We start from the raw sequence: 21,419 nt of genomic DNA on the forward strand, positions 1-21,419 counted from the left end.
ATGGACACGCGATCCCTAAGAAGAACGTTGCCGCCAATCACGGCATGGTCCCCAACTAGCGATCGACGGCCCACGCTCGCACCTGAATATATACGAGCGAATGCAGCGACAGTAGAATCAGCCCCTACGGAGCTTGGCTCACAAATTGCTGTTGCATGAATAACCGGGTTTCCCATGAGAAATCAACTTTCTATTTGGTGACCAAAGGACTCAAATCAAAGCGTAGCAAAGCATTCTTGCATCATCGAAGATCTACTGCACTGCGCGATCCGGAATTTTCTGGTTTTCGTGAAAAAATCCTAGAAGACGCGGCGAACATTGCAAGAAAAAAAACCGACGCGGCGGACGGCTGATAGAGGGTGCCGTTCGCAAAAACAGAATTAATAACAAAAATAAAAAAAGCAACCGCCAGAGGGCCAAACGACGGCGACAGGCGCGCTTTCCATCTCTGGACAAGTGCAACTTGGATACGAGCAATTATGAGAACGAGAACAACACCACCAATTAAGCCGAAAACCGAAACGACTTCAGCATATTGATTGTGCGCCATCGGAGCCAGCACGTCGCCAACTGGAACCAGAGCCGTATTACCCATTCCGAAGCCTCCCCCCAACAAGTAAGACAGGGGGCTATGCAAGTCGCCTAAAGCTCGAAAATTAGCCAACGGAAGGTCAACAATTCGCTCCATAGCACTCGTCTCCACATTGACATCATCCCTGATAATGGCACTCGAGTTTGTCTGCAACCCGAAACTTTGCAAAGAAGCATCAATCCGCTCTTGCACCACTGGAAGCATTGAATATGATAGAAGAAAGACAGCTACCGAAACCGTGGCCGCCAGAAAAACTCGAGATAGTGAGCGCCAGTTAAGGAGAATTAAGCCCAAAATCGCAATGGCTATGTTAACCATTGCAGCCTTGTTCAAGGAAACAACAGCCGGTAGCACCATTCCAACTATCAATAAGAACTTTGCCCTAGACTTCGCGCCTTGCACCAGAACCAAATAGGACCCGACAATTACACCGATCGACGTAAGACTACCCACCAAAGAAGAATATCTTTCTAATCCAGCCCGCTGAGACGCTTCCGCAAACCAAGAGATTGGCCCCACGGCGAACTGGAGCGGTAAAGAAAGACTGGCAACGGCAAAAAAATAGACAAACGTCGAAATATGTGACCGAAATTCATCAGCTGTCTCAGTATACAAAACTAGGGCCATAAAAATCGGAGCAGCAAAGAGAAATCGAGTGAAACCAGTGAAGGCACCTGCAGGACTTATCACGAGGAGGGAAACGAAAAGCGCGCTGAACGAGAAACCGATCCAGACGAAGAACATGCTTCCAATTCCGGCGCGCTCGCGGTGATAGATCTTAGTGACAAACGCGACTAAAATCACAAGTACCATCGGAACATATACGGACAAGTAGATAACTAGTGACAGATTGCGAACAAGATGTAAATTGACAATGAGAAAAACAAGGGCAAACTTAGTACGGTTAGACATTAGTCTGACTCCTTCGGTTTCCTCGAGGTCCTGGCGGAAGATAGTTTCAGCACTTCATCACACGTAACGCTTGAGAAATGACTTTGCCAACCGAAACATCCCGCCGGCACCGGGAATATAGGTAATCAAATATATCCCGACGCCGAGCATCCAGCTCGCATACTGAGGAAGTTGCGCAGTGTACACGCGCGCCCTTTTCAATTCCCCCTGCGAAATCGACCTATAAATTATCCCTAGAAGAAATCGGCGCGCACCACGCTTCGCCGCAGAAGCTACACCGTCAATGTGACCGTAGCGTCGTCCTGCAATTTCGATCGTACGAATGAAGTCACCTGAATAGTCGAAATACCGATGCCCAACATTGCCCCCGTGCTGGCGATATATAGCTAATGTCTCATTGAGCCGAGAAACGCGCCCGCGAGAACTCACATCAATAAAGAAAAGCCAATCGCTCGCCGTTGGAATGCTAGAGTCGAAACCGTCCTCGGGAACTGCCGATGCGCGAACCATGGTGGCGGGACCGGGAAGCTGCGCTTCGAATTTCCCAATCATGTCGATCAATCCGGAGACCAGGTCCTTGTCACGGTGCCCCACCTTATCGACTACACGATTATCAACGGAGACGTCGCAAGGATGATAAGAGAGCACGAGCTCAGGATCATCCATAAATGCGTGAACCTGAAGCTCAACTTTTTGAGGGAGAAGCAGATCATCCCCACCCATGAGTGCTACAAACTCTCCGTCACAAGCAGCCAGTCCGATGTTGCAGTTGGCTGTAATGCCGGAATTTTTAGGATTCAGAACAAGCTTTATCCGCTCAGGATAACGCTCTTTCAACTCGCGCAGGATTTCGGGGGTCCTATCTGATGATCCATCATCACTGACAACGATTTGAATGTTCTTATATGTCTGTCCAAGACACGACTCCACAGTTTCAAAAATAAGGTCCTGCTGATTATATGAAATCACCAATATGCTCACGAGAGGTATACTCATTCCGCTGCACCGCTCCTCGCAACTGCCGGCTTCACAAGGGCCATGCGATGAATTTCCCTCCGGGTCATGACTGCCACGTATATCCAGTAGAAGAAATAGTTTACCGTGTAGGCGACCGCAACTCCTTGAAGTCCGAAAGGGCCGACTAGCCAAACAACTAGGCCAAAAAACGACGCACTGAAAATGAGCTCGGCAAAAACATACGCCTTTACCATTGTACGGCCAAGTAAGACATAGCCAAGGACCCACGAACCTATTTTGAGTGCATCGCCGACTAGCTGCCAAAAGAAGAGATCACGGATCGGTAGAAAGTCCTGAGTGAAAAGAATATGAATGATAAAATCTCTAAGCAGAAAGATCAAAAGAGCGCTACCGACAACGACGGGAATCACGAAAACGTAGAGGCGTCTAATTTCAGCCTTCAGCTCGCCAGCCAAACTAATCTCACCAAGCCTTGGCAAGAAGTAAAGCGAAAGAGTTGTGGTAATTAGCATCAGGTAGACCTCGCTGATGCGCCAAACCGCCTGCCAATATCCGGCGGCTTCCAGCCCTAACGTCTCAGTGATGTGCTGCCGAATTAGAATAGAGGCCAGCGGCATAGAAACTGCGCCAGCCAGGCCCATCATGCCGAACCGCAAAAGCTGGGTTCTCGCGTTTCGATCTGACTTGCCGAACAGACTGGAATACTTGAACCAGGCCTTCTTCCTCAGCATAAAGACTGTCCCGACGAGCGCAACAGCCGGGCTCACAGCGAAAGCTGTCAGCCCGCCGTTAAGTCCAAAAGCCAGTGTCAGAGTTGCAGCCAAGATAAGTACAACAACACTACCGAGTATATTGGCCTTGACATACAGAGAAACATCTTTCTTGCCGTTTATTATCGCCAAGAGAATATTGTTCGAAATAATTGCAGGCAATAAGAAGGCAAGGCATATGAACACGTAACTGGAGTCTGGGCTATCGAGCAACCACGATGCCAAGCTTGAGCTGAAGAGCCCAATCGCCGCACCGATAACGGCCGACAAAATGGTGGCGATAGTGAAGGCAGTTCTCCAGATCCCAATCTGTTTCCGCGGGTTGTCTGCAAAGGCTGCAGTCTCCCTAGTAACGCCAGAAGAAATTCCCGCGCTCGAAAGACTAATGGCGACTGTAACCGCATTCTGAAACTGACCAATCGCAGCGTAACCACTCGGCCCGACAAGTACGGCGAAGATCTTATTCAGAGCCAACGCGCTCCCAATTCTCACCGCCACTACGATTCCGTTTAACAGACTGGTCCGGAGGAGGCTCATGCTGAGCGATGCTTTACGGCAACACAAGCTGCGATGACCGCATCCACCTGCTCGGAGTCCATCTGCGGATACATCGGTAGGCTAAAGACGCTGTCGTGAATTTTTTCGGACAACGGAAAAGACCCCTTCCCGTGACCTAAGTCAAGGTAGGCTTCCTGCAAGTGAGGAGCAATAGGATAATGGATCAGGGTTCCGATACCAGACTTTGCAAGTTCGACTTGGAAGACGTTTCTGTCCTCGGATTGAACCGCAAAAACGTGCCATACTGGCTCCGCATTTGTATCCACTTTGGGCAAGACGAGGCTAGAACTAGCCAAGCCGCTGAGATATTGTTGTGCTATTGCTCGGCGAGCCTGATTCCATCTATCAAGGTACTTCAACTTCACACCAAGCGCTGCAGCCTGAATCGGGTCCAAACGGCTGTTGAATCCACGGACTTCGTTTACATACTTCCTTTCGGACCCATAGTTGCGCAGAACTCTAATCCGCCGAGCAAGATCAGGATCATCGGTGGTAACTGCGCCGGCATCACCAAATGCTCCTAGGTTCTTCCCAGGGTAAAAGCTCCATGCCACGGCATCCCCGTGTGCGCCGATACGTCGCCCCTTGTATCGAGCACCGTGCGCTTGGGCGCCATCCTCAAGAACAAATATGCCATATCTGCGAGCTACCGCAATAATAGGGTCTAGGTCAGCTGGCTGGCCGTACAAATGAACCGGAATAACAGCGCGAGTTTTAGAGGTTATCGCTTCCTCTATCTTAGACGGATCGATATTGAAGGTCCCCGTTGCCGGCTCGACCGGCACTGGGGTTGCACCACACTGGCTCACAGCCAGCCATGTGGCAATATACGTGTTAGAAGGTACTATCACTTCATCACCGGGCCCGAGCCCCATGGCCAGCAAGGCCAGACGGATTGCCTCGAGTCCGTTCCCCACACCGACACAATGAGCAGCTTCACTGTAAGCGGCATAGTTGGCCTCAAATTTGTCTACCTCCTCACCCAAGACGTACCAGCCGGAATCGAGAACTCTGACTATTGTCTCGTCTAGCTCTGCCTTTAATTCGAGGTATGAAGCCCTCAAATCGAGAAATGGAACTTTCATCTCAAGACCACCCTAGCGGAATCGAATTGCTTTGGATACAAACTGCCTTAGCTCTAAATGCCGACATGTGCACTTAGCTCTAAATGCCGACATGTGCACAGTGCATGCATATTCATCATTCCTTCTTCGTTAAAGTCACCCACGCGACGTACTAGCCTATGTTGGCGTACCATCTACATTTGACCGCACACGACCAGAAACATTCCCTATGATTCTGGCAGGGTTCCCGACTACCACGGCATTGGCTGGTACCGACCTGGTCACGACAGAACCCGCCCCAATCATCGAATACGGCCCAATCTCAACCCCGGGTAAAATTACGGCACCGGCACCGATCGAAGCGCCGCGATAAACCCTGGTCACCAACAGCGCGTTTTCATGGTTTTTTGAACGAGGAAATATATCATTCGCAAAGGTCGCGTTTGGTCCAATAAAGACATCTTCGTCTACTCGGAGTCCGTCCCACAGTTGAACACCGCTCTTGACCGTAACTCTGTCGCCGATTACGACGTCTGACTCGACAAGAACATGGGCGCAAATATTACAATCCGCACCGATTTTGGCACCCTCGAAAATCACCACGAATTGCCAGATATTAGTTCCTTCGCCGATTTGGTCGCTCTTAACATCGGCCAGCGGATGAATGCGCGGGTTTTCCGCCTCACCCACCCTCTTCAATTCAACCCCATGTGCCGCCATCGAGTCACGCACCGTCGCGGTCTCGAGAGTTCATGCGAATTCCGGACCGCTGGGCGTGGCTGTGGGCAGCCGATCGAATGAAGTTCACGACACGGCGGGAAGTGTCCTCGATCTGGTAGTCAGTCGGCGCTTGGGCAAAACCTGATATACCTACCTGCTCCAAGGTCATATCAATGGCATCCAATATGCTATCCTTCTGCAGGCCGGAGGTCACAATACTACCCGAGTCCAGCGACTCCGGTCGTTCGATGAAATCACGAAGCGTTACAGCGGGAAAGCCCAGAATTGACGACTCCTCGCTGATTGTTCCACTGTCCGAGAGCACAATAAGCGCTTCTTTCTGAAGCTTGATATAGTCGTTGAATCCGAAGGGTGGGTGCAATATCACGCCCGCTTTGAGCTCCTCGGGCTGGTCTTCTAGTCTTTTGCGGGTCCGCGGATGCGTAGATAACAACACAGGAACATCGTGAAACGACCCAACCGCATTTAACGCTTCAAGGACCGATCCCAGTCGCTCTGGACTGTCGACATTCTCTTCGCGGTGCAAGCTCACCAGTACGTATTTGCCAGGCTTAAGTCCTTGGCGCTCCAGAATGTCACTGGTATCAATAGAAACCGTATTGGCTTTGAGGACTTCCCTCATTGGCGAGCCGGTAAGCAGGATACGAGAAGGATGGATACCCTCGGCCAGCAAATTCCTCCGAGCATGTTCGGTATAGACCAGGTTATAGTCAGAAACGTGATCTACTAAACGCCGATTAATCTCCTCGGGCACATTTTCGTCGAAGCAGCGGTTCCCGGCTTCCATATGGAAGACCGGAATTTTCATGCGACGAGCAATTACGGCAGAGATGCAGCTATTGGTGTCCCCCAGAACGAGCAGAGCATCCGGTTTTTCCACGAGGAGGACTTCTTCCATTTTTATGAGAATTGAACCCAGCACCGCCCCGAGAGACGACACATCCGCGGCTAAGAAATGGTCCGGTTTACGAAGCTCTAGGTCTTCAAAAAAAACTTCATTTAATTCGTAGTCATAGTTCTGACCAGTGTGAATAAGCACATGATCCATATATCTATCCAGACGCTTAATAGTTGCTGCGAGGCGAATGATTTCAGGTCTGGTGCCAACCACCGTGGCGACTTTGAGCTTGGGAGTCATCGCTTACACTTCCTCTGCGAACGTATCGGGATTGGCTGGATCGAAAATATCATTGGTCCAAAACATCGTGTACAAACCAGAGTCACCGGTGTTGGTGATACTGTGCGTCCACAGCGTCGGCATGTCGATCGCTACTGGAGCCGAACCGTTGACCTGGAATCTCAATACTTCCTGAGAGAAGAGTCGCCGCATAGCTATCTCCGCTGTACCGGAGAGAACCACGAATCTCTCAATCTTCCGTCGGTGGTAGTGCTGTCCTCTGGTGATACCAGGCAGCGTCGTCGAGAAGCTCGTTTGGCTTGCTCCGCCTTGGGAGCGACAGACCTCGAAGAAACTCCCGCGAGAATCCGCCCGACGGTCCAGAGCAAAAGGCAGATCTTCCGGCTTGTTAGTACGAAACGAGCGATACGTGTTAAATAGATCGCGGTCAAAATCAGTTGTTACGACCGGAACATCGCCGTGCCGGTAGGTCTCTGCTATTTGTTCCAATTGGGCGAGTATTTCCGAAACCCAACGTCGAGTGGCCAATGACTCCATTTGGTTTACCGTGACGATACCCAAGAGCACTTCAGCAGCAGTCTGCGCGTGAAGCAGGACAAGTTGCTTATCATCCCTCACTTCAGGAAGCGCTCCGGCATGGAGCTTATGGCAAAACGTCGCCACAACAGAGTTATAAAGGGGTCGGCCGTGCTCGCCGAACAAATTCGGCAACATAATATCAGTGAATCGTGCACCGACCGATTCACATGCGGTTCTCAAAATATCGCCGGAACGGGCCTTGGCATAACCGTATACGGAATCATTCCCAGCCTGAATAGAATTGGCATAAACCACTTCAGCTGGAGGCGATGCCACAGACCGAAGTACTTGTGCTAGTTGCGTAGCGAAGTTCATATTCCCATCTAGGATCTCGGAATCGGTTCCTCGATTTACCCCAGCGAGGTGGACCAGCCGATCGCTTCCATCAACGCTATTCCGGGCTTCGTCCGCGTCGAAACGTTCCCCGAGACCAACAGCGAGGCTATTGCCCCCCAAACTTTGAACCAGTGCTCTGGTGTGAAATCCGAGGAAACCGCCGGCCCCTGTGAGCGCTACTTTCACAGCGTCGCGCCTATCCGGTCAGTTTTCCCGGCCAGAACAAGCTCTCGGCGGACCTCCGGCAGACTGAGAAGGAGGTCTTCGACCTGACCCACGCTCATTCTTTCCACCGTGTGTGAATCATAGTCCGCATAATTTGCCTGGTTGACGTCACCAGATTCGAAGAAGAGACTGTAATTTAGGTGGCGGTTGTCGGCCGGGACCTTGAAGTAATCCCCCAAATCCTGTGCACGGGTCAACTCCTCACGAGTGGCCAAGGCTTCGGACAACTTTTCAGCATGCCGAGTGCCAATAACTTGGATATCGGTATCCGACTCAAAGAGGTTGGCGACTGCCTGCGCCAAGTCAGCGATCGTGGACGAGGGAGCCTTCTTGACAAATAAATCACCTTGGCGAGCATGCTCAAATGCGAACTCGACGAGACTCACGGAGTCGGCAAGCGACATCATAAAGCGGGTCATTTGCGGGTTAGTGATTGTCAGTGGTTTGCCAGCTTTGAGTTGATTAATGAACAGTGGAATCACCGACCCGCGCGAGTACATGACGTTGCCATAGCGTACACACGATACGATTGTCTCTGCTCCCGGGTTGTTTAGCCCATGCGACTGCGCGACTTTTTCCATCATGGCCTTGCTCATGCCCATCGCATTGACAGGATAAACGGCTTTGTCGGTGCTCAGACACACCAAGGACCTAATGCCGTTTTTCTCCGCTGCTCGGACAACATTTTCACTACCCGTAATGTTGGTTTTTACCGCCTCCATTGGAAAGAACTCGCAGGAAGGAACTTGCTTAAGTGCGGCAGCATGAAAAACATAGTCCACGTTCTTAGTCGCACGATCTACGCTGTCGAAATCTCGAACGTCACCAACGTAAAACTTCAGGCGCGAGTCAGGAACTTCGTGTCGCATCGCGTCCTGTTTCGCTTCGTCTCGACTCAAAATGCGTATTTGCTCTACTCCGGTGTCCAGCAGCTTTTTAGCCACGGTATGCCCAAAGGAACCGGTCCCGCCTGTAATTAGGACTTTTTTACCCTCATAGGGCTGAGTGGTCATCATTTACTTTTCCCTGTTGTCGCAGCTTCGAGAAGGATCTTTTCCAATGCGTCCATCCCTTGATCTAGAGACATTGTGCTCCTGTAGAACTCCCGGCCATTTGCAGCCATCTGCCTCCTGGCCGCAACGGCGGTCCGCCCACCTGCGCGAAACATATCAGCCATCGCATCAACCGATCCAGGCTCACAGGTAAACCCAAGCTGTTCACTCGCGCAAATCTGGGCAACGTCTCCGGCGATATTCGACATGATCGCCGAGCCATTGAAAAGAGCAGCCTGCAGCTTTGAGGGAATGGTCCCCCTGAAGATTTCTCGGTCCTTGAGCGTAACGAGCTGGAAGTCTGCCTTTTCGTAAACACTTCTCATTTCGGTCGCACTGACGGAACCACAAAACGTCAGGTTCAAAACGCCTAGCTCAGACGCCAATTTTTCCAAGCGACCCCTCGCCATACCCGAACCGTAGACTTCAAACCGTAAATTTTCCTCGGTCTCGACGGACTTTGCCGCGCGAATGACGGTTTCGAGATCTTGATGGTCCCCCAAGTTCCCGGCGTAGACAATCAGCACCTGGTCAGACTTTAGAGGCCTTTCCACCTGCTCGTTCGGCGGATCCAAATCCGACACTTTCTCATTTGCCCAGTTGAAGAGCATCTTGATACGTGACGATGGCACACCTCGTTCAACGAGCATGCTTGCCATAGTCGGAGCGATGGCGACAGTGGCCGTCGCTTGCTTGTAGAGAAACCGTAACCAAGGTTCAAGGATGGCAGCAATGAAGCGCGAAGTTCTGCCGCCGCCCACCATAGATGAACCCGTCACGGATTCAGGCCACAAGTCCTGAACATGCATAACGTAGGGCGAGCCTCCAAAGGCCCTGATCATGGAGGGTCCAATTGCTGGGGTCATCTGAGTGGCGTAGACATACACGACATCGGCGCCGCGCACGCTCCAACTGGCAGCCATCGCCGAGAGCGCGAAAGACAGGTAATTGGCAAGCCTTCCTATCGGATTCTTGGAATGGCTGATCAGCAAAGGAGTTCGGACGACTTTAACAGGGCCATCATATTCGCTTCCACGGAGCCGTTGACGGTACCCTCCATAGATTCGGCCGTGCGGATAGTTTGGGTAGCCTGTAATGACGGTAACCTCGTGACCACGCTCCGCCAGACCCCGCGCCACGGTCCCTGGGATGTAAATCGGTTCTGGATCATAGTACTGAGTAACAATGAGAATCTTCATTCTGCTCCTTCCCTGCTCCATCGAGAACCGAATCTCCTAATACCTTCTTGGAATGTCAGCGGGGCCTCCCAGTCGAACCCTTCAATGGTGGAGCTGGTCCTCACCTCCAGAGAATCACAAAGCCTGGATACTTCGCGCGATTTCCCTGTTAGCTTGCCCAGTGCGGACAAGAGCACTACTGGACTACTCAGGATTCGCGGCTGGGCACCGATCGCTGCGACCAATTCGCGATACAGCTCAGGCGTCGACGGACTGTACACGTCACCAGCCACAACCAGACCTGAAGTTAGCCCACTTTGCGTGGCACACGTTACGAGGAGATCAACAAGATTCCAAACAGAAATCATGGTCCGCTTGTTCCGAATACGCCCAATCGGCAGCGGAATGCCGTCCGACGCGAGACGTATCAAGCGTGCCATGTTTCCGCCAACTCCTGGCCCGTAAACAAGCGGCGTCCGGATAGAAATGACCACCATCTCGCTAGACGCAGCTAACTCAGAAAGCGCTAACTCAGCCTTCCATTTCGACACACCGTAAGGGTCCAAAGGATTTGCTATCGCAGATGCATCAAAGGGGAAATCCAACGTTTGTTCGCCATTAACTTTAATGCTGCTCATGAACACAAATCGGCGCACCCCCGCAGCTGCTGCGGCATTTGCTAGATTCATGGTTCCTTCGACGTTTGTACGCAGAAATGCCGCTTCAGGGTCGCTCACGGTTTCACGCATTACATGTACTCTTGCCGCCAAATGTACTACGGTGTCTACGCCCTCCAAAGCAGGAGCCCATTGAACCGGGTCAGCCAAATCTCCAAACGCAAACTCCGTGGTTTGGTCAGGGGCGGTAAACTTGTTTCGAACCGCACCGATGACCTCCTGGCCATCTCGCAAGAGCTCCTGACAAATATGTGTCCCAACAAATCCATTCGCTCCAGTAACCAAAATCTTCAAGCGGATTCCCCAATCATTTCGCGCTTATTTCGCTTTAGCATGTTTGGCAACATGAGATAAAATACTACTGCTAGTAGCATTAAAATAAGTGATCCAACTATTGCAATCCAAGTCGAAAGAAGTACTAACAAGGAGGCCGCTGCAGTGCCAACCGAAAGCGCTGCGACCAAAAGAGCGACTTTGATGTGACCGCCGGCCTCCGACGTTAGCTGCTGGTATATGTGACTCCGATGCGCTTCAGCCCAGCGCTCACCGCGCTGGATCCTACGCGTGAGTGTGTAGCCAGTGTCAGCCAGATATATCACTGTGGGGCCCACGACCAGTACCGGGTTAAGTCCAGATGCAACTGCCAAGACGGCCGTTCCTGCGATCCAGGCGCCGAGGAGGTAGCTCCCTGCATCGCCCAAAAATACACGTCGGTTGGACAAATTCCAGGGAAGGAACGCGACGAACACACCCGCTGCGATTATCCCCAGTTGTATCATCCAGGGCCTGTCTGTACCCGCACCGAGAACGGCATAAAAAGTCCCGGCGACTCCCCCATGGAGTCCTGATATCCCGTTGATACCGTCCATGAAATTCGCGATATTGATATAGGCGGCGACGGAAATCGCAATAACAGGGATCCAGATCCAGTTGGTTCCATATGCTGATATGACCAGAATACCGAAACCTGCGGCAATCAAAATCTGTATACAAGCACGCTTTCTGGTCCCTACTCCTCGCCAATCTTCGACGAAACCAAGGGTGGCGGCAGCAGACGATAGCAGAGTCAAGGCAAGAACATATTCCGACCCGGCGCCACTAACGAATAACGCCAAAATCAGCCCAGTAAGGCTTGCAGCTATGGCAAGAGCTAGGCCCATTCCTCGAATCGTTGGAACTTCATGCGAAGAACGAGCATTTGGCAAGTCCACAATCCCAAGCCGAGTAAGCACCGGGTACATCCATCTCGGGAGGATAAGCGCGAAGAGTACGCCCGAACATATGACTACGTTGGCAATCACGTCAAAGAATCCTGAGCAGATCGATTCGTGAAAATTTCATAAGCATTAGGAAGTTCACTAGGATCGATTCCTCCGATGGACGTATGGGAGATGCTTGGATGGAAAGGACGTTCGTCTTTTTCACCCACATCGATCAGAGCTTCGTGCAGTTTTTCGCCATGCCTCAGCCCTGTAAATGTGATATCGATTTGCTTGCCCGACATCGCTATCATTCGCTCAGCTACATCGAGAATGCGGACAGGCTGACCCATGTCCAAGATAAGCACTTCGCCTGGCCTGCCTATCGCGCCGGCCTGAACAACCAATTGGCACGCCTCGGGAATACTCATGAAGTAACGCGTAACCTCTGGATCGGTCACAGTGATGGGGCCGCCGGCCTCAATCTGTGCGAGAAAAGTAGGCAGCATCGACCCTCTACTGCCTATGACGTTGCCGAATCGCACTGACAGATAGCGCATTCCGGTCTCCTGAGCCATCCAAGCCGTGAGTTGCTCAGCTATTCTCTTTGACCTGCCTAGGAAGCTTGTCGGGTCCGCAGCCTTGTCCGTGGAGATATTTACGAGGGTGTGGACCCCGGCAGTCCTGCACGACTCAAGAACGTTGAGAGTTCCCAGTACGTTGGTCTTCCAAGCTTCCTCAGGGTACTGCTCAAGCATGGGCAAGTGCTTCAGCGCGGCAGCGTGAAAAACTACTTCGGGTCGCCTTTGAGTCAAGATAGCCGACAGAACATCCTTGTCCCTGATGTCCGCGAGAATTACATCCTTTGTGTCCAGAAGCCCATGTCCGAAAACAGACATCTGAGTCCCATGGAGCCCAGACTCGTCTCTGTCCAGCATGAGTACCTCGGCCGGTGAATACCGCCATAACTGGCGGCACAACTCGGAACCAATTGATCCGCCGGCGCCCGTGACAAGTATTCGCTTGCCTGTCACGTAGTGGGCAATTGAGTCCATCTCAGTGTCGACCGGGTGGCGACCGATAATGTCATCGATGGACACGTCCCGCAAGTCGCCAAGTTGGGCGCGGCCCTCAAGGATATCTGCCAGCGACGGCAGAACAAGAAGCCGAAGACCTGCAGCATCCGCAGCGTCAGAAACTTCTCGCAGTAGCTCGGCATCGGCACGAGCTACTGCAAAGATCAAGACCTCTGCGCCCGTTCCTCGTGCTATCCGCGTCAACTCGGCGCGGCTCCCTAGAACAGGAACCCCTTCCAACCGGAAGTCACGAAGGCGCGGGTTGTCGTCAATAACGCCTACCGGTCGGAACGGAGAATATCTATCTTTATTCATCTGCTGGACAACGTGCTGTCCAAGATCACCGGCCCCATACACCAGAGTCGGAGCAGCAGATTCCGCCGGACGGAGATCCCGCTCTCTAAGCGCTCGATGTAAGAGACGAACTCCTGCCATCAACACAAAAGCGACGAGGAATCCTATAATCGGTGCACTGCGGGGGAAATCATCAGAGGCCGGGACGAAGAGCCGGCCGATTGTCAATGTCGCACCGACGCTCGATACCACCAGCATGAGGCTGAGCGCATCATGGCGGGAACCATACGGGTGACGGAACCGGTACAGGCCCAGGACCCAACCGGAGGCTGCTTGTAGAAGTGCGGCCAGAACTACTGCGCCGCTGACTGCAGCCGGTGAAATCCGCGTAGCATCGAAATCCACGCGGATCAACGTGGATATCGGAAGGGCAACGGCCCAAACGCCAGCATCCATAAGATACTCTGGCCAACGAAACATCAGAGATGGCTTTAACCGGAAATCGTCGCGGATCATTTGGTGAGTTCCCCCAGCAGGAATTTGAATCTTCGAAAGTGTAAGACGCCCGATTCCTCCCCGTGACTGATTGCTCAGTATTGGGATCAAGCGGTTTCATGCTTTATTTTTTTTATTTCTCCCACGCTTCCCAGATTCCTCGAACTCTGGGCGGTAGTCATAGTACGAATAGCCCTTCGCAACCTTCTCTACCCGGTTGATTACGACGCCCAGCAAACGAGCATTTACCGACTGCAGGTTTGCCACGGCCTGTGTTACGTCAGCTCGCTTGGTCCGGCCATCGGCACTAACCACAAGGACGACGCCACTGGCCATTGCGCCTAGTACCGCCGGATCTGTGACAGGCAGTAATGGTGGCGCATCAATCACCACTACCTCGTAATCAGTCTGAAAACGAGCAATGAGCTTTTCCATTGTCGGAGATCCTAGAAGTTCACTCGGGTTAGGTGCCTGACGTCCGGACGCAAGTACGTGGAGTCCTCCGCCACGGCCCCACTCTTGGATGGCGTCTTCAGGAGCTACTGCATGCGAGAGCACGCCGGTCAAACCAACTGAGCCTTCAATACCAAGGTATCGGGCAACCCGAGGGCGTCTCAGGTCCGCGTCTACCAAGAGCACACGAGTTCCGCCTTCGGCAAGCATGATCGCAAGGTTTATCGCCGTTGACGTCTTGCCCTCCCCCGGGATTGCAGACGACACGACGACCGTCTGCGCGCCCCCAGAGATGTTGGTGAAGTGGAGGTGCGTCCTGAGTTGGCGGAAGCTTTCAGCTCTGTGACTGAATCGATCCCTCTGAGTGACCAACGGTTCCTTATCGACGCCGGGATCATTCGCGAACGTTCCGAGAATGCCCGCCTCAACAGTCCGTTCAACATCGGTCTGATTTCGGATCCTGGTGTCGACTACGTCGCGTAGCAAGGCAGATCCAGCTCCGACCAGAAGTCCAAACAGCCCTCCGAGGGCGAGATTCAAAGGCACTCTTGGCGAGGACGGGCTTCCCGGTGGAGTTGCTTGTTCGAACACGCTCAGACGGACAATGCTAACGTCTTCGACCTCGTTGACGGCCGTGATGAGTTGTTTCGCGGCCGAATTGGCGATCCTGGCCGCTTGTTGCCCATTAGGGTCTGTGGCCCTTATGTCAATTAGCACGGTTTGCGCGGGGGTGGTGGCCACGACCCGGCCTGACAGGGCTTGCGCTCCTCCGCTCAGATTGAGCTCTCCGGCAACTGCTTGAAGCACCCTTGGACTTGTCGCCAAGCTCAAATACGACGTGACACGCTTCTCAGCGAAGGCATTGCCTTGGGACAGGTCTGTCGCTGATGCACCCGCTTTTACCGAAACGAAAAGCTGGCTCTTAGCTTCGTACTGCGGTGTCTGCAGAAAAGTGTACCCGGCCCCCAGCGCTAACCCTATCAAGGCTGCGGCAACGATGGAGATCCATCGTTGCCGCATGACGCGTAAGTAGTCTTTCAGCTCCATAGGATCCCCAGCACTTTTCCGCTGCAGAAGCAGCTCCGTCACGAATAAAACTATAGAGGCTCTAGGCGCTCCGTTTTTATTAGAACACGCTTTGGAGATACTCCGGAACGCCCCTTCGGACGGGCGTCAAAATCAACGTAAAGTTCACGCGCTCGATAGCATCGTAGCCGTTCCGGATGCCAATCCGTAGTCGGTTGTTGGTGTCAAACTGGCGGTGAGTCCGTGCCCCGCGAACAAGTATGCCGGTGTGCTGCTTCCGGATGCTTGTTGCCGGGTCGGGGTGCCAACCAAGTTGTTGGCGGCGTGCGGCAGTCACGGTCTGCCAGTTCTTGCAGATTTGCGCACCTTCAGTCCATGTGTCCAGTTGGCACCGTTGATTCTTGACCTGCAAGCGCCGCCGGTAGGCACCGGGATTCTCTGTGTTTCACCGGCCAGGGACTTGAAGGGACTGCCCCGGCTATCGTTGGCTCTGGGTCAAAGGCCGCTGTGAGCGCGAACTGTTTCATGTTCGATCGGCGTGAGTTTGCCCAGCCGTCTTCGCCGTCGCCGGCGGTGGTAGGTCCGCTCGATCCAGGACGTAATGGGGCTAGCCGGAGGTCCGGTCTGGTGAGCCATCTCTGACGGTCCGGGACGTTCTTCTGCAGCAGCAAGAAGAACGACTCCATGGAGGCGTTGTCGGCGCATGCCACAACCCTGCCCATGGATCCTGTGAGCCCGTGGTGCCAGAGTAATTCAACGAAGCGGCGGGGCCGGTTGAATACGGCTTGGGATCCGCGATCCGAATGACCACTGTCCCTGCCGGGCGGCGTGACCGCACCGCGTTCTCCAGCGAAGTGAGGGCCCGCGAGGACTTCATCCTGGCGTCCATCGAGTACCCGACGATCCTGCGGGAGAAGACTTCCTTCGCCGCGCAGATGTAGAGTTTCCCTTCGGCAGTTGGTGTTCGGTGATGTCCGTCAGCCACAGCTCGTTTGGGGCCGTCCCGGTGAAACCCGCTCCGCCAGGTCGACGTGGTCCGGTGGCCCCGGCTTCCGGTCCAGGCCCAATTTCTTGGAGAACACCGAGCAGATGCCCGTGGTCCCTGCATAAGCGCTGGACCCTGTTCTCGCCAGCCACGATGCCCTTCTCGGGGAGGTCGTCGGCGATGAACCGGTATCCGAACGCTGGGTCGTCTGCGGGGATGTCAAGTGCGGCGTTGACCAGGTGCGCATCGAGCCGATCCCGTTCCGTCACCGAGTTGGTCTTCCACCGGTAATAGTCTTGCGTGCTGAATCCCACCACCCTGCAGGTCACTGCCACGGGAACACCGTCGGCGGCAAGATCCCGTGACCAGCGGGAGATCTGTAATGGTCAGTAGCCGGCCCGAGCCTGGCTGGCCGGCTGGTCCCGAAGGACGGTGCGTGACTCAGGGTATATCCGACCCGCTTGTGCGGTGTCTTGACAGGCACGTGCCTTCAAAGACTTCGCGGGCCAGCTCGCCGAAAACCACAAGGGCTTGGCCCAACCCACCGACGAACTGGCTCCCGGACTGCAAACGACTCCCGGAGTCGGCCCGGTGACCGCGGCCATCATCATCTGCGCGTACTCCCACCACGGCCGGATCCGCTCAGAGGCAGCCTTCGCCGCCCTCGGTGGTGTTGCGCCCCGCCCTGCATCCTCCGGCAACACCACCAGACACCGGCTCAACCGAACCGGCGACCGCCAAGTCAACCGCGCCTTGGACGTCATAGTCCAACCCGCACGAGCTTCGACATCGCCACGAAGGACTACGTCACGCGCAGCCCGGCTACAGGAAAATCAAACCGCGAGATCCGCCGCAAGCTCAAACGCTACGTCTGCCGCTCCATCTTCCGCCAACTCCAAACCATCATGGTCCTGCTCCAACAAGCGGTTCAGCCTCTTCAGTTCCGGCATCTCAGCCGACTCTGCTCCCACGGTCCATGCCCGCCCTGACTCCTTGCGTTCGGGGACCGCAACCCACCGCTTAAGCGTCGTGACCGAGAGCCCGAAATCTTTCGCGATCTGCGCCAGCGGCGCCTCGCCCTTGTGGGCCACATCAATAACATCCTGGCGGAACTCCGCCCCATACGGTGTGGGCATGGTCAACATCCTTCCATGAGCACAAGCTCGCTTGATAAAGGAGTCAACAAAACCGGGGGCAGTCCCCAGAGGGTTCTCCCCCTTCTGAGAGATAGTGTGTGTGGTTCCCCGCGTTCTACCGCGGAGACGACCTAGATCTCGCCTACTTGGACCGAAACCGAGTTCTCGCGGGCCGGGCGGCCCGAACATCGCCCAGCTGGCCCACAAGCTGCTCTGCCGGGAAATTGAGGTTCCCATTCGTCAGAGAGCTTGCCGCTGACGGTATCCCCGTTGTGGCGACGTTCCCGGAGCTGAAGATCGGCCGCCAACCTTGCTAACCCTGGCCAGCCACCCCGGCAACGATGCCAAGTATGAGCAGGCATACCGGGCCAGAGCTTGTTCGATGCCCACTGGGATGACCCAGAATTCTGGTACCGGTTCCTGGTCAAAGAAGCCGGCATCTCGGGTGAGCAGATTCTAAGCGGACCGCGTGGCGGGTCCGAGGACCACGCCTGGTGGTCAGTCTTTGGAAAGAAACGCGGCAAGTCCAAGAAGGCCGGGCCGCCGGCCCACCACCTGACGGTGTGACGTCGCTCGCTGCATTTTCCTTACTGATCGCGGAGCGCCATTCGCGAGCCGGAACCTCGTCCAAGCCCCGAGCCGCCATCGGATGACGGTGGCGGAGGGCAGATTGGCGCCCCGTGGACAACCGCCGCAGTCGAATCCTTCTTTACCTGGCAGGGTCCCTTGGCTGATCAACCGTGGTTTCAAGGATAAAGGGTACGATACTGAGAGCTAGGTTCGTCAATCGAGTCCAGAGGGAGTCCGATGGTGGGACCGACAAGCCGCTCGAGCGATCGCGGCGCAGTTCCCGAGAAGCTCTCAAAGACCTTCCCAGAGGCTTCTACTACGTCTCCAACGCGCTGTCGAATCGGCCCCCATGACTCTGATTGGTCGACGCCGGCGGAGCGCAAGGCCTTCGCTGGGATGCAACACGACGGCCGGTGTCCCCTACTTCTAGTACTACTACGCACCGTGGATTCACTTGGACATTCACGCATCGAGGCACGTCATGTCTGATCCCGCACTACCGGAGGTCCGCGAAATTTATACATCTTGCACCAATCCAACCCAGCCGGAGTCAAGCAAGAAGCCACAGCTGAAGCGTGGTCGCGATCGTGGGCGCCGCAGAGCTCCCCTCCTGACGTGGACCATTGTTGCTACCTTGGCTGCCTTGATATTTGCCGGCGTCTGGCTAACGCACAGGGCATACGAGATAAAGACGGAGCTCGCCTCAGCCGAACAACTGTTACCGGCGCTTAAGAACCAGTTGCTCACGAAAGACCAAAAGTCAGCACGCGAAACGTTGACCGCCCTGGAGACCCACTTTGGGGCTGCTCGGCTGGCTGCGAACGATCCCCTGTGGAGGGCCGCAAGTGGTCTTCCACTTATCGGCCCGAATTTCACTGCGGCCACTGAGCTTGTTCTGGTAGGAAATGACGTGCTGGCTGGCGCCGGCGAACCGATCCTCCGCCTGGCAGATTCTTGGGCCAGCGGGAACTTGACACCAGTTGATGGCAAGATCAACGTCGCGCGGCTGAGAGATTCGTCTTCAGATATCGTGTCTTCGGCCAACGCGATCCAACGCGCTTACACTCGGATTTCTGAGCTAGACCGCACTAGCCTATTGCCGGAAATTTCCGCCCCGATCACCAGCGCACAAAGAGTCTTGGATGGTTTCCGATCACCATTGAATATAGCGGCGGACACGTCGAAAGTCCTCCCTACGATGTTGGGGGCAAAGGCGGCGAGAAACTACCTAGTACTAATCCAAAATAGTGCCGAGGTCCGCGCAACTGGCGGACTTCCCGGCGCACTTGCGGTGTTGCGCTTCGATAACGGCACCGTTCAACTAGCAGCGCAATCGAGCGGAAAGTCGCTTGGCGCCTTCACACCGCAAGTCGATGTGGATCCTGCTCAACGTGCTATATACACCGACAGGTTGGGAACTTTCATCAGCGATGTGAACCTCACACCTGATTTTCCAACCGCTGCGCGATCCGCGAAGGAAATGTGGGAAGTTCGCCACAACACAGTAATCGACGGGGTCATCGCTCTGGATCCGACAGTGCTGGCTCACATACTTGAGGCGTCAGGGCCGATCTCGATGGCTGGCGATCCGAAGCTCTCCGCTGCCGGTCTGCCGCCGGCGCTTGATGCCAGCAACGTCGTTCGGACGCTTCTGTCTGATGTGTACACGCGACTTGAGGGTACAGAAATCCAAGACGCTTACTTTGAATCTGCAGCTCAAAAGATCTTTCAGTCCTTGGCGTCAGGCAAGGCCCCCGGGGACAAGCTCATTCAGGCTCTAATGAGGAGCTCTGACGAACACCGGCTCTATGTTTGGAGCGACCACAAAGAAGAGCAGGAGGTGCTACGAACCACAAGCGTGGGAGGGGCGATTTCAGGCCCAAGGACCATGGGAGCGTCATTCGGCGTCTACTTCAATGACGGGACGGGCGCGAAAATGGACTACTACGTCAAGCGCACGGTCCAACTCGTAGAGAACTGCAGCAAAGACGAGCATTCCCAGGTCACCATCAGAGTCACCACCACCAACACAGCCCCTTTGGATGCGGCGACCTCGTTACCCGCCACAGTGACCGGCGGCGGGGTGTACGGGGTGCCAGCAGGAATCGCCCAGAGCAACGTAATCGTCTACGGACCGGCCGGGTCTGGTGTCGAAACAGCCAGACAAGATGGGAAGGAAGTCTCATTCGGCGCACAGCGGCACGACGACAGACCGGTTGGGAGCCTCACGGTGCGCCTTGCACCCGGACAGAGCAGCACAGTCGAATTTACCTTCGGAAAGATCGAACAACACCGCCAGCCAGAAGTGGTGGTAACCCCAACAATCGAATCTCTGGACAACGTGCTTCTCCCCATGGAGATCGCAAACTGCGGTTCTGCCGGATAAACGGACGGTAAATATTTAGTAACGACCCTGTAGTTATTTGCAGTAAGCAGACTTAGGGTGGTAAGTTCCTTCTGGGCTAGGTCTTCGATTTCAGTTCACGGGTTCGTGGTGAGTGGAATCGCGCCATCACAAGGAATTACGTACCCGATCTCACGTACGAACCAAGGTCTCAGGGGGACAAATTGAGGAAAACTCTTTCGGTGCTCGCCATTGCGGGCACCATCGCACTTGCCGCTTCGGCTCCAGCAATGGCCGATAATTACCCGGCACCGGCCCAGCAGGGCACCGTTTCAAGCGCAACTGTCGGTGTTGGCGGTTATGTCACCTTTTCCGGCACCGGGTTCGCGCCCGGTGAAACCGTCAACATCTCGGTGACCCAGACCACCACGGCGCAGGGTGCAGCAGCACCTGGCTCTGCAGGTTCAGTCACCATGGCAGTTCCCGGAGCACTTCCGCTTGCACCGCTTAGCCTGACTGCTGTTGCAAACAGTGCAGGCGCATTTTCTGTCACCGTTCAGCTGAACTCTGCTGGGACCTACGTCCTGACCGCCGTTGGTGCAACGTCCGGCCACACTGTGACAGCGACCGTGGTTGTTGTAGCGGCAAGCACTGCAGGTCTGTCCACCACGGGCGGCACGCCACTTGCAAACACCGGCGCCGACTCCAGCCTGCTTCTGTGGGGCTTGGTCGGCGCGGGCGCCCTCGTAACAGGTACGGTCTCCGTAGCGGTGGTTCGGCGTCGTGCAAAGAGCGAAACCGTCGCCGCAGCCTAAACGCTAAACAAAGAGGGGTTGTTTCCGGTGATCCGGAAACAACCCCTCTTTGTTTATCCGTACGGTACTTTATTACCATGGGGAGACATTGGCGGACACCGAAGAGGCTGAGCTTCAGGGCAGAATTGCCCGCGATTGCGCGAATTCCGACCTTCTCGAAGCACGGCTGGTCGATCGTCTTGCTGATCCTTCTGGGACTGGCATCCCTTAGCATGGCTGCTTTTGC

Annotated in this window: 15 protein-coding genes and 3 pseudogenes; 3 read left to right on the top strand and 15 right to left on the bottom strand. The window is 54.6% G+C overall.

Going from position 1 to position 21,419, the window contains the following annotated elements:
* Positions 1 to 241: 241 nt before the first annotated feature.
* From L0B83_RS13975 to L0B83_RS14045, 14 genes and pseudogenes are all read right to left on the bottom strand, one after another.
* Complete coding sequence (locus L0B83_RS13975) at positions 242 to 1,504, bottom strand: O-antigen ligase family protein (protein ID WP_234759065.1); 1,263 nt, start codon at positions 1,502 to 1,504, stop codon at positions 242 to 244.
* Positions 1,505 to 1,561: 57 nt separating this feature from the next.
* A complete protein-coding gene (locus tag L0B83_RS13980; protein ID WP_234759066.1) occupies positions 1,562 to 2,485 on the bottom strand; it encodes a glycosyltransferase family 2 protein in 924 nt (307 codons plus the stop codon).
* 11 nt (positions 2,486 to 2,496) lie between these two features.
* The gene (locus L0B83_RS13985) at positions 2,497 to 3,789 is read right to left on the bottom strand and encodes an O-antigen translocase (protein WP_234759067.1); all 1,293 of its coding nucleotides are present in this window, start codon (positions 3,787 to 3,789) and stop codon (positions 2,497 to 2,499) included.
* Entirely contained in the window at positions 3,786 to 4,895 is a 1,110-nt protein-coding gene (locus tag L0B83_RS13990; RefSeq protein WP_234759068.1) for a DegT/DnrJ/EryC1/StrS family aminotransferase, read from the bottom strand. Before L0B83_RS13990 ends, L0B83_RS13985 begins: the two co-directional genes overlap by 4 nt.
* Before the next feature lie 156 nt (positions 4,896 to 5,051).
* On the bottom strand, positions 5,052 to 5,564 hold the full coding sequence (locus L0B83_RS19910; protein ID WP_308193998.1) for an acyltransferase: 513 nt from the start codon (positions 5,562 to 5,564) through the stop codon (positions 5,052 to 5,054).
* Positions 5,565 to 5,598: 34 nt separating this feature from the next.
* Complete coding sequence (wecB, locus tag L0B83_RS14005; protein ID WP_234759069.1) at positions 5,599 to 6,753, bottom strand: non-hydrolyzing UDP-N-acetylglucosamine 2-epimerase; 1,155 nt, start codon at positions 6,751 to 6,753, stop codon at positions 5,599 to 5,601.
* A 3-nt stretch (positions 6,754 to 6,756) separates the two neighbouring features.
* A complete protein-coding gene (locus L0B83_RS14010; protein WP_234759070.1) occupies positions 6,757 to 7,854 on the bottom strand; it encodes a polysaccharide biosynthesis C-terminal domain-containing protein in 1,098 nt (365 codons plus the stop codon).
* Positions 7,851 to 8,906, bottom strand: coding sequence for an SDR family NAD(P)-dependent oxidoreductase (locus tag L0B83_RS14015; RefSeq protein WP_234759116.1), 1,056 nt, complete (start codon positions 8,904 to 8,906; stop codon positions 7,851 to 7,853). Before L0B83_RS14015 ends, L0B83_RS14010 begins: the two co-directional genes overlap by 4 nt.
* Positions 8,906 to 10,144: a glycosyltransferase family 4 protein gene (locus L0B83_RS14020; protein WP_234759071.1), complete on the bottom strand. Its 1,239-nt coding sequence runs from the start codon at positions 10,142 to 10,144 to the stop codon at positions 8,906 to 8,908. The genes L0B83_RS14015 and L0B83_RS14020 overlap by 1 nt, the downstream gene beginning before the upstream one ends.
* On the bottom strand, positions 10,141 to 11,094 hold the full coding sequence (locus L0B83_RS14025; protein ID WP_234759072.1) for an NAD-dependent epimerase/dehydratase family protein: 954 nt from the start codon (positions 11,092 to 11,094) through the stop codon (positions 10,141 to 10,143). Before L0B83_RS14025 ends, L0B83_RS14020 begins: the two co-directional genes overlap by 4 nt.
* Positions 11,091 to 12,101 carry an MraY family glycosyltransferase gene (locus tag L0B83_RS14030; RefSeq protein ID WP_234759073.1) on the bottom strand — a complete coding sequence of 337 codons (1,011 nt, stop codon included), beginning with the start codon at positions 12,099 to 12,101 and terminating at the stop codon, positions 11,091 to 11,093. Before L0B83_RS14030 ends, L0B83_RS14025 begins: the two co-directional genes overlap by 4 nt.
* On the bottom strand, positions 12,098 to 13,885 hold the full coding sequence (locus L0B83_RS14035; protein WP_234759074.1) for a polysaccharide biosynthesis protein: 1,788 nt from the start codon (positions 13,883 to 13,885) through the stop codon (positions 12,098 to 12,100). The genes L0B83_RS14030 and L0B83_RS14035 overlap by 4 nt, the downstream gene beginning before the upstream one ends.
* Positions 13,886 to 13,981: 96 nt before the next feature.
* Positions 13,982 to 15,406, bottom strand: coding sequence for a tyrosine-protein kinase domain-containing protein (locus L0B83_RS14040; protein ID WP_234759075.1), 1,425 nt, complete (start codon positions 15,404 to 15,406; stop codon positions 13,982 to 13,984).
* A gap of 432 nt (positions 15,407 to 15,838) precedes the next feature.
* A pseudogene (locus L0B83_RS14045) lies at positions 15,839 to 16,687 on the bottom strand (IS3 family transposase); the annotation flags it as partial.
* Positions 16,688 to 16,859: 172 nt separating this feature from the next.
* On the opposite strand from L0B83_RS14045, the pseudogene L0B83_RS20075 reads away from it, so the two are divergent.
* Positions 16,860 to 17,096: pseudogene (locus L0B83_RS20075) on the top strand (transposase); the annotation flags it as partial.
* Between the two features lie 71 nt (positions 17,097 to 17,167).
* Here L0B83_RS20075 and L0B83_RS14050 read toward each other — a convergent pair.
* Positions 17,168 to 17,464: pseudogene (locus L0B83_RS14050) on the bottom strand (IS3 family transposase); the annotation flags it as partial.
* Between the two features lie 1,051 nt (positions 17,465 to 18,515).
* Here L0B83_RS14050 and L0B83_RS14055 point away from each other — a divergent pair.
* Positions 18,516 to 20,420, top strand: a complete 1,905-nt coding sequence (locus tag L0B83_RS14055) for a DUF4012 domain-containing protein (protein ID WP_234759076.1) — start codon at positions 18,516 to 18,518, stop codon at positions 20,418 to 20,420.
* Between the two features lie 182 nt (positions 20,421 to 20,602).
* The gene (locus L0B83_RS14060; protein ID WP_234759077.1) at positions 20,603 to 21,193 is read left to right on the top strand and encodes a peptidase; all 591 of its coding nucleotides are present in this window, start codon (positions 20,603 to 20,605) and stop codon (positions 21,191 to 21,193) included.
* Positions 21,194 to 21,419 lie beyond the last annotated feature (226 nt).

Origin of the sequence: Arthrobacter alkaliphilus (assembly GCF_021483235.1) — a bacterium.
Taxonomy (GTDB): Bacteria; Actinomycetota; Actinomycetes; order Actinomycetales; family Micrococcaceae; genus Arthrobacter; species Arthrobacter alkaliphilus.

What these genes read in the sequence shown, in the direction of transcription:
- L0B83_RS13975 (WP_234759065.1), bottom strand. Translation starts at nt 1,504, where the DNA reads ATGTCTAACCGTACTAAGTTTGCCCTTGTTTTTCTCATTGTCAATTTA.
- L0B83_RS13985 (WP_234759067.1), bottom strand. Translation starts at nt 3,789, where the DNA reads ATGAGCCTCCTCCGGACCAGTCTGTTAAACGGAATCGTAGTGGCGGTG.
- L0B83_RS13990 (WP_234759068.1), bottom strand. Translation starts at nt 4,895, where the DNA reads ATGAAAGTTCCATTTCTCGATTTGAGGGCTTCATACCTCGAATTAAAG.
- wecB (WP_234759069.1), bottom strand. Translation starts at nt 6,753, where the DNA reads ATGACTCCCAAGCTCAAAGTCGCCACGGTGGTTGGCACCAGACCTGAA.
- L0B83_RS14015 (WP_234759116.1), bottom strand. Translation starts at nt 8,906, where the DNA reads ATGACCACTCAGCCCTATGAGGGTAAAAAAGTCCTAATTACAGGCGGG.
- L0B83_RS14020 (WP_234759071.1), bottom strand. Translation starts at nt 10,144, where the DNA reads ATGAAGATTCTCATTGTTACTCAGTACTATGATCCAGAACCGATTTAC.
- L0B83_RS14035 (WP_234759074.1), bottom strand. Translation starts at nt 13,885, where the DNA reads ATGATCCGCGACGATTTCCGGTTAAAGCCATCTCTGATGTTTCGTTGG.
- L0B83_RS14055 (WP_234759076.1), top strand. Translation starts at nt 18,516, where the DNA reads ATGTCTGATCCCGCACTACCGGAGGTCCGCGAAATTTATACATCTTGC.